Origin of the sequence: Samsonia erythrinae (assembly GCF_004342665.1) — a bacterium.
GTDB classification, from domain to species: Bacteria; Pseudomonadota; Gammaproteobacteria; order Enterobacterales; family Enterobacteriaceae; genus Samsonia; species Samsonia erythrinae.
Genome location: NZ_SMBY01000015.1, coordinates 60033 through 69057, shown reverse-complemented (window position 1 = coordinate 69057; position 9025 = coordinate 60033). Strand labels below are relative to the sequence as shown.

The following is a 9025-nucleotide window of genomic DNA, read 5'->3' as shown; positions in this document are numbered from 1 at the left end:
GGTCCCACCTGACCCCATGCCGAACTCAGTAGTGAAACGCCGTAGCGCCGATGGTAGTGTGGGGTCTCCCCATGTGAGAGTAGGGAACTGCCAGGTTTCAATTGAAGCAAAAGGCCACCTTTAAGCGGGTGGCCTTTTGTTTGTCTCGAGTTCAGGATTGTCACCTTTTCTTTCATCTGAATAAGCGTTGATTTTCTTATCAACGCTTATTCAGCGTAACGTTTTACTCATTTATCCATCTATACATCCACGAAGATCGTGACGTTGTGAATTATCGTGCTATTTTTATAAATGATTACAATCAGGAACTTTTTGCCTCAGGGATTAGGTGCTGCTTTACTATAGCGGGCAACATTTTATGCTCGAAAAACAGGAGAATAAAATAAGATGACTGACCTAACGGAAAAAGCGAAAGATACGCGTCAGCGTATCCGAGCTATAGTTGGCGCTTCATCGGGTAATTTGGTTGAGTGGTTTGATTTTTATGTTTATTCCTTTTGCTCAATCTATTTCGCTCATATCTTTTTCCCTTCGGGAAATACAACGACTCAGTTGTTACAGACAGCAGGGGTTTTTGCAGCAGGCTTTTTGATGAGACCGATAGGCGGTTGGCTTTTCGGTTACATTGCTGACAAGCATGGTCGTAAAAATTCAATGCTAATCTCCGTTTGCATGATGTGTTTTGGGTCGCTGGTCATTGCATGTTTACCAGGGTACGACACTATCGGAACCTGGGCTCCGCTGTTGCTGTTATTAGCGCGGTTATTCCAAGGGCTTTCTGTTGGCGGCGAATACGGCACCAGCGCAACATATATGAGTGAAGTTGCGGTTGAGGGGAAAAAGGGGTTTTATGCCTCTTTCCAGTATGTCACGCTGATTGGCGGTCAATTATTGGCGCTGTTGGTCGTCGTAATTTTGCAGCATATTCTGAGCGATGAAGACCTACGCGCATGGGGCTGGCGTATTCCGTTTGCTTTAGGGGCTATTTTAGCGATCGTGGCGCTCTATTTACGTCGGTCATTAAATGAAACGTCTGATAAAGCGACCCGTGAGCATAAAGATGCCGGGTCGCTGGCGGGATTGTGGAAGAATCGCCGCGCTTTTATCACCGTATTGGGCTTTACGGCAGGCGGTTCTCTGGCTTTTTATACTTTCACCACTTACATGCAAAAATATCTGGTGAATACGGCGGGAATGCATGCGAAAACCGCCAGTGGGTTAATGACGCTTGCGCTATTTGTCTTTATGCTGCTGCAACCTTTCTTTGGCGCGATGTCGGATAAGATTGGTCGTCGCAGCTCAATGCTCTGTTTTGGCGGATTTGCGGCACTGCTGACGGTTCCGATTCTGACGGTTTTACAGAATGTGACCAGCCCCGTTCTCGCTTTTTCACTGGTCATGCTTTCTCTGATTATTGTCAGTTTCTATACCTCCATCAGCGGTATTTTGAAGGCAGAAATGTTCCCGCCCGAGGTTCGTGCATTGGGGGTTGGCTTATCTTATGCGGTAGCTAATGCGTTGTTTGGCGGTTCGGCGGAATATGTGGCGCTTTCGCTGAAATCGTTTGGTATGGAAACGGTGTTTTTCTGGTATGTTTCGGTAATGGGAGCGGTCGCCTTTATTGTGTCGTTAACGCTGCATCGTAAAGACAAAGGAATGAAGCTCTAGTGCTCAGAGAGTTGCCATAATGCATAGCCGGTGGTTGCACCGGCTATATCCCACACAAGATCCTGCCAGCTCCACCCTGTGCCGCCTTCCCGACTGTCATAAAGTTCTTTCGCCATGCCAACGCTGATGGCCAACATTATACCGAATCCACCGCTACGATCGGCGCTCCAGCGCTGATGATTGCCGTATTCGTACCCGGCTGCGCTGACGACGGCGGAGGCGAGAAAATGTTGAGCCTTATCCTGTCCGGTCCAGCGATCTTGCGCGATGTGGCTGCACCCGGAGCAGCAAATCATTGCGGCAAAGCACAGTAAGCGCATAGCTTCTCCCATGATAATAAAAAACCCCGAAAGCCGGGGTTTTTCAAAGTATAGCGTGAGCCTTAGAGAATACGACTAATAAGCCTGTCGATACGGATTCGGCGCAGGCGTCGAATCAGCTTGCGAACTTTTACCGGGTATTGCGCGATACTCTCCAACTCCGTGTAGCTTTTTATTATGTGGGTGTGCGTTCTGATTTTATCCAGCTCATCCTGACGCTGCTGCAACAGAAGCTGCTGAGGATCATGAATCAGGATCGCATTTTCCAGATCCAGACGCCACGCGCGTGGATTGAGATTGTTCCCTGTGAGCAGTTGCCATTTGTTATCGACCCACATGCCTTTCAGGTGGAAACTGTTGTCGCCATCTTTCCATAATCGCACAATAAGTTGTTGATTATCGATATAGCGCTCCAGCCGACTCAGGAAACGGCGTAAGTTGATTTCGTACAGGTACGGTAGTGCGCCGATGATCTTGAATGGCTGGTCTTGCGGAATATAGAAATCATTAGCGGTTTTATCACCAATAATAATTTCCACTTTTTTACCGTCCCGCAATTGCCGGATAATGTTTCTGACCAACAGCGCCGGAAGGTTGAAATACGGGGTGCATATGACCAGATGCTCATCCGCGCAATACATCAGGTGGTGAATGGTTTTATTCAGCGGGCTTTGCCTTCCCAGCCCGACGAGCGGTGTGACGGTCAAGGTATTCTCATCAACATCGCATGCCGGCGTTTGATAAGCCGCGGTGCGTAATGTCTGACGGAACTGCTTGATATCATTCTTGATTTCCAGATTCTTCGGGCGTTCGGCGTGATCCAGTCGCTGCACGGCCGGAGACGACAGCATGTTCTGGATATATTGCACCATCGTATCAGCCAGTATTGGGTTATCAATCAGCTGATAGCGGTCATAACGGTATTTTTGATGTTGATGCAGGTAAACATCATTCAGGCTGGCTCCACTGTAGATGACGGTGTCATCGACAATGAATCCTTTCAGATGCAGCACACCCAGGGCTTCGCGCGTATTGACGGGAATGCCGTAGACAGGGAAATGCGTGTCCGGGTGTTTTTTCGCCATGTCGCAATACCAATCGGCATTGGTATTTTCTGCCGCGGCGCCAATTCTTCCACGCTGAGCACGATGCCAGTCAACTAACACGCGGACGTCCAGTTCCGGACACCGCCGTTTGGCTTCATAAATTGCGGATAGAACCCCCATGCCGCCGTCATCGCGTTCAAGGTACAGCGCCACGATATAAATGCGCTTTTTAGCGCTCAAAATGGTGTTAATCAGCGTCGTGCGGAAAAGTTCAGGCGAATGTAACGTCTGAACGTCATCTGCGTTCTGAGGAATTCTGGGCAGTTGTGCAAGGTGCTGTTGGTATTTATTGCGTTTAAAATTTGACAGCATCACAGTGCGTTTCTTCTCTCATCAGTTTATACCCATCAGACTTAAAGCGGTATCAGGGTATATGACCTGCTGGTCATTATCAAAAGTTAAGGAATAGCCGAATGAGCGATAATACCATTACTTGTTCGCGGTTGTGAGTCTGTTTTGCTATTGATAGGTATAACAATCCCTGCGGCAAGATCGTCGTCACGTCTTACGATCATCCTTTAGCGGTAGCGCCAGTGCGACAATCCCTTCTTCTAATTGTACGTCGATGTGAAAACCGAGTTTGCGGGAAAGCTGGATCATGCCTTGGTTATGCGGCATGGTGATGCCCGTTAAACGTGTGAGACCATGTACCCGCGCATAGTGAATCAGCTTTTCCAGCAGCCGTCTGCCAAGGCCGAGTCCTTTAAGATCGGAACGCACCAGTACGGCGAATTCGGCATCCGTATTATCGGGGTCGGAAATCGCGCGCGTTACACCAATGATTTCGTGCTCTTCTCCCGCCTGACGCACGGCAACGAAGGCCATTTCGCGATCGTAATCAATCTGCGTCATATTGGCTAAATCTTCATGAGTAAATTCATTAATCTCGCTGAAATAGCGGTAATACAGATCTTCTTTCGTCACTCTGGCGATGAACGAACTGAGTAGCGGTTCGTCTTCCGGTAAAATGGGGCGAAACAGACAGCCATCGCCATTTTTGAGGATGACCGTTTCTTCCCACTCGTGTGGATAGGGGCGGATCGCCAGTCTGGATTGCGGATCGCCATCGAACGGAGCCAGATGCAGCGTGACATCCAGCAGCGTAAAGGTATCCCCGGATGCCAGCAGCGGGTGAATGTCCAGTCGGGAAATTTCGGGGCAGTGGAGAATCAGGTTGGAAACCTGAACCAGTAAGCGGCTAAGCGCCGGGATGTCCAACGGGCGCAAGGCGTTGTACTCCCGAATTTTACCGCCTTTCACCGCTTGCAATACTAAGTAGCGGGCCAGCGTCATATTCAACGGCGGTAGCGCGACAGCGGCCTGTTTTTCCCGCCACTCGATGCCGCCTTCACCCAGCATAATCAGTGGGCCGAAGACCGGATCCTGCTCGACGGCGATTCTGAGTTCCTGCGCACCGGCGCGATTTGCCATGCTCTGAACCAGCAGGCCGTGAATGCGCGCCTGTGGGAAGGTGCGCTTCACCCGGTCAAGAATGGCGTCGGCGGCCTGTTGAACCTCTCTGGCGGTTTGCAGGTACAACATGACGCCCTGAACTTCCGACTTGTGCTGAATATCCGGCGATCTCAGCTTAATCGCGACCGGATAGCCGATTTTCTCGGCAATATGAACGGCTTCGGCACTATCACCGGCAATCCAGGTCGGGAGCGTATTTAAGCCGTAAGCTTGTAGGATCGGGTGAACCTCATGCGTGTCTAGCTGCGTCACGCCATCGGCAACCGCCTGGTGAATTAATGCATGTGCCTGAGCGGCATTCGTCGCCAGATCCAGCGGCAGCGCCGGGGTTTCCATGAGCTGCTTCTGGTTTCGGCGATATTCGACAATATGCATAAATGCCGTCACCGCGCCTTCCGGCGTGCGGTAGGTGGAAATGCCCGCGTCGTTAAACAAACGTCGCGCTTCCTGAGAAGAAAACTCCCCGCACCAGTTCGTCAGTAGCGTGATTCTTTCTCCACGCGGATGCTGTTTCAGGCGTGTAATCAACTGCGCGGCGCATTCCGTGCTGGGGGAGGCGGCGCTGGGAGCATGAATAATCATCAGCGCATCGATTTCGTCGCTATCCAATAGTACGGACGTCGCGGCCAGATAGCGTGCGGTTGTCGCGTCATCCCGTAGATCGAGCGGGTTGCCGATGCTGATCGTTTGCGGTAGCGTTTCCTGTAGCGCCTGCCGGGTCGCGTCACTCAACTGGGCGAGCTTTCCTTGTCTGCTGAGAAGCTGATCCAGCGCCTGCGCGGCGGGCGATGCGCCATTGCTCACCAGCATCAAACGTTCGCCGCGCAGCGGCCGCAGGTGACTCAGGGTTTCCACCGCGGAGAACAGTTCATGCGTATCCCGCACCCGCAACAAACCGGCTCGCTGAATGGCGGCGTCATAGGCGGCGTCCAGACCGTGACGGTGGTCATTCAGCAGTTGCTGCGCTTGCTGGCTGCGTCCGCTTTTTATCACCAGTATCGGTTTATTGCGGGACGCGCTGCGGGAAGCGGAAAGAAAACGCCGCGCGTCGCTGATGTGTTCCAGATGCAGCAGAATGGCGCGGGTTTTGCCATCCCGCGCCAGAAAATCCAACAGATCGTCGACATCAATATCCAGACTGTCGCCGAGTGCGATGAAATAGGAAAAACCGATGCCGCGCTGCTGTGCCCAGTCCAGAATCGTGTTTGAAACAGCGGCCGACTGTGAGATAAACGCCAGCTTGCCTTTCATGATCGGCACCGGGGAGAAACTGGCATTCAGACCTTGCCAGGGCGCGAGCAGTCCGAGGCTGTTGGGGCCAAGCAAGCGCATATGATAGCGCACGGCGCACGCTTTTAATTCACCGAGCTGAGACGGCGGTGCGGAAAGGATAATGACCGTTTTGCAGCCTTTTTGTCCCAGTTCCTCTAACAGCGTCAGGTTACGGTTGGAATTGGTGCAAATCACCGCCAGATCGGGCGTCATGGGCAGGTCGGCGACCGTTGGATAAGCCAGCACGCCGCAAACGGCGCGATATTTCGGCGTAACAGGCAGCACAGGGCCGCTGAAATGGCCGTCGAGCAGGTTTTTCATCATTAGAAAACCGGCTCGCCCCGGTTTTTCTGATGCGCCGAGTACGGCGATGGACTTCGGGCGTAACAGTGCTTCCAATCCGCGCTGGCTCATGCGTCACTCCTTCACATCAATCCTCTTTGATACTAAACGCTTTCTGCGGTTTGTGCTGTGACGGTGGGTAAACTTTCCCGCAAGCGGGGATGTGATTTTCCTGCCAGATAGCGACGCCGGAAACGATCGAAATGCTGTGATAGTGCGTCAGCGGCGACGATATCGCCCGCCTGTGCGAGCAGGGCGATGGCGATCTCGGCGGTACAGTGCTGACCTGCGCTGCTGGCTTCACGCAGTTGATAGCGGGAAAGTGTCTCGACAGTCAGCGACAGGATCGGCAGGTTGTCCAGATAGGGGCTTTTGCGGAACATTTTACGCGCTTCCGGCCAGGTGCCATCGAGTAAGACAAACAGGGCGGGCTTGGCTGTTGCGGGAAGCTGGTGAAACACCTGACGTCCTTCTTCCGCGGCATCGGCAAGGAAGACTAAATAGGGTTGAACGTTAGGATCTTGCAGCGTCGCCAGCAACTGGGGATCGGGCTCGGTACGTGACCAGCGAAATGCCTGTGTATCGGGCAGGATATCGGCGATGAGACGTCCGGTATTGCTGGGTTTTAACGGCTCGGTATCAAACATCACCAGACAGAAACGACTGAGGGATGGTTGGGCCTGAATGGTGTCGCATAGGCAACGGGGCGCGGGCAACAAGCACTGCTGGCAGCGAACGATGCGGCAGCCGCGGGCGCGAAACGGTTTGGTTGACTGCTCAAGACGCTGCTGGCGCAGGCGAAGCACGGCATTGTCGGGCGTAGAAAGCGGGGTGATCATGAATTAAGTGACGCCAAGATATTTTGCGGCAAGCCTGCTGATGACATCAGAAAGAGCAGGCTCAGAAAGGCGACATTCTAATCGACAGACGGGGCGACCACAAAGAGGGATTGTTAATCCCCCCTCAGTTTGATCTTTTCGCCCCGACGTTGAGCTGCCTGTACGCTGAAGGTTTCTACAGCGACTCGTCCAGCCAGCTTTCGAACTGCGCCTGGGGGAGCGCGCCGTTGAGGATGTCGACTATTTGTCCCTGTTTGAAAATCATGAGGGTTGGAATACTGCGGATACGAAAACGGGCGCTGAGCGCAGGTTCCGCTTCCGTATTGACCTTAATAAAGCGCATTCTCCCGCTACGCTCCTGCGCGACATTTTCGAACACGGGGGCGAAGTTGACGCAGGGACCACACCACGGCGCCCAGAAATCGACGATGACAGGGAGATCGTCCTGTAACAGCTTATCCAGCGTTGCTTCTGTGGCATTGAAGATTTCACCGCTGAATAGGCTTTCTCCACAGCGACCGCATTTCGCGTAGTCATCGATGCGTTCTTCTGGCAGGCGATTGGTTGTCTGGCAAGATCCACATACCGTATTCATAACAGGGCCTCGGATAAAAGGACTAAAATAAAGATGCCGCTGGTAACGTGAATTCTCTGCTGCACTCGGCATGAGAACGTCAACGGCATGTTACTTAAGAGTGAATAATTATGGTGTTCAAGCTGGCGGGCAACAACGTGGTTTGCTCAATAGCTACAATAGATTCTGGCTGTTAGGCTCTTTTAGCACAAGCGTGTGGCTAAGCGAGTGTACATAAGGTAATCTTCGCGCCAGCGCGTAGGTGGAGAAAACAATGAGCGATTCATTCAAGAGTAAAAGCGGCAAAGTCCGCGTGATGTACGTCCGCAGTGATGATGAGGGCGAGAAAGAGAATAAAAACAAGCGCCCTGCTGATAAAGCGCGTCGTGACGATCGGCGTAATAACGGCGGCTCACGGGATCCGCGTGAAAAGCCGAAGCATCCGCGTGATGTGAATCCGCGTTATGCGCGGGAAAATCCGTCCCGCGATGGCGATAGCAATGCGAAAACGCCGTGGGGCAATAACGATCGTAGCGAACGCAGCGGCGATCGTCCTCGTCGCCAGCGCGGTGAAGAAACAAAGGGATATGAATCACCGTGGAAAACCGTGTCGCGTGCGCCGGGTGAGAACGACACGCCGGATCACGGTGGAATTACTGGCAAAAGCCAGATCGATCCTGAACAGTTGCGTCGCCAGCGTCAGGAAGAAACGCGGGTCTACGGTGAAAACGCCTGTCAGGCGTTGTTTAAAAACCGTCCCGATGTGATTGTGCGCGCCTGGTTCTTACAGGAAGTGACACCGCGTTTTCGCGATGCGCTGCGCTGGATGGCGGCCAATCGCAAGGCGTACCACGTTGTGGAAGAGGACGAGTTGACTAAGGCGTCCGGTACCGAGCACCACGGCGGCGTCTGCTTCCTGATTAAAAAGCGTCAGGGCATGGATGTGCGTGAGTACCTGAAAACGGCTGATGAGCATGACTGTGTACTGGCGCTGGAAGATGTGGGTAACCCGCATAACCTCGGCGGTATTATGCGCAGCTGTGCGCATTTCGGCGTAAAAGGCGTGCTGGTGCAGGATGCGGCGCTGCTGGAATCCGGTGCGGCGGTGCGCACGGCGGAAGGCGGTGCGGAGCACGTTAAAGCGATTAACGCTGACGATTTCCTGTCCGTGCTGGCGGAGTTCCGTCGCGCGGGCTACACCATTGTGACGACGTCCAGCCATAAAGGGACTGCCTTATCGAAAACCACACTTCCGGCGAAAACCGTGATTGTGCTGGGGCAGGAAGGCGACGGCTTGTCTGACAGCGCCTGGCAGCAAGGGGACGTGAAAATCTCTATCGACGGCACGGGCAAGGTGGAAAGCCTGAATATTTCCGTCGCGACGGGGATTTTACTGTCTGAATGGTGGCGTCAAAATCAGGCCTGATGCCG

General features: G+C 53.0%; 7 protein-coding genes and 1 rRNA gene. 3 read left to right on the top strand and 5 right to left on the bottom strand.

Annotation, left to right across the window (positions count from 1 at the left end):
• Positions 1-96, top strand: a 5S ribosomal RNA gene (rrf, locus tag EDC54_RS16585); the annotation flags it as partial.
• 291 nt (positions 97-387) lie between these two features.
• A complete protein-coding gene (locus EDC54_RS16580; RefSeq protein ID WP_132458901.1) occupies positions 388-1668 on the top strand; it encodes an MFS transporter in 1281 nt (426 codons plus the stop codon).
• On the opposite strand, the gene EDC54_RS16575 is transcribed toward EDC54_RS16580, so the two are convergent.
• The 5 genes from EDC54_RS16575 to trxC all read right to left on the bottom strand — a co-directional run bounded on the left by EDC54_RS16575 (position 1665) and on the right by trxC (position 7615).
• Entirely contained in the window at positions 1665-1988 is a 324-nt protein-coding gene (locus tag EDC54_RS16575; protein WP_132458898.1) for a YfiM family lipoprotein, read from the bottom strand. The two genes, EDC54_RS16580 and EDC54_RS16575, sit on opposite strands and share 4 nt — an antisense overlap.
• A 62-nt stretch (positions 1989-2050) precedes the next feature.
• Entirely contained in the window at positions 2051-3406 is a 1356-nt protein-coding gene (gene pssA, locus EDC54_RS16570) for a CDP-diacylglycerol--serine O-phosphatidyltransferase (protein WP_132458916.1), read from the bottom strand.
• A gap of 186 nt (positions 3407-3592) precedes the next feature.
• Positions 3593-6253 (bottom strand): bifunctional acetate--CoA ligase family protein/GNAT family N-acetyltransferase, encoded by a 2661-nt coding sequence (locus EDC54_RS16565; protein ID WP_132458895.1) that lies wholly within the window; start codon positions 6251-6253, stop codon positions 3593-3595.
• A 32-nt stretch (positions 6254-6285) separates the two neighbouring features.
• Positions 6286-7020: a tRNA-uridine aminocarboxypropyltransferase gene (locus EDC54_RS16560; protein WP_132458892.1), complete on the bottom strand. Its 735-nt coding sequence runs from the start codon at positions 7018-7020 to the stop codon at positions 6286-6288.
• A 175-nt stretch (positions 7021-7195) separates the two neighbouring features.
• Positions 7196-7615, bottom strand: coding sequence for a thioredoxin TrxC (gene trxC / locus EDC54_RS16555; protein ID WP_132458889.1), 420 nt, complete (start codon positions 7613-7615; stop codon positions 7196-7198).
• A 253-nt stretch (positions 7616-7868) separates the two neighbouring features.
• Between trxC and EDC54_RS16550 the strand changes: the two genes are divergently transcribed.
• Positions 7869-9020 carry a tRNA/rRNA methyltransferase gene (locus EDC54_RS16550; protein ID WP_132458886.1) on the top strand — a complete coding sequence of 384 codons (1152 nt, stop codon included), beginning with the start codon at positions 7869-7871 and terminating at the stop codon, positions 9018-9020.
• Positions 9021-9025 lie beyond the last annotated feature (5 nt).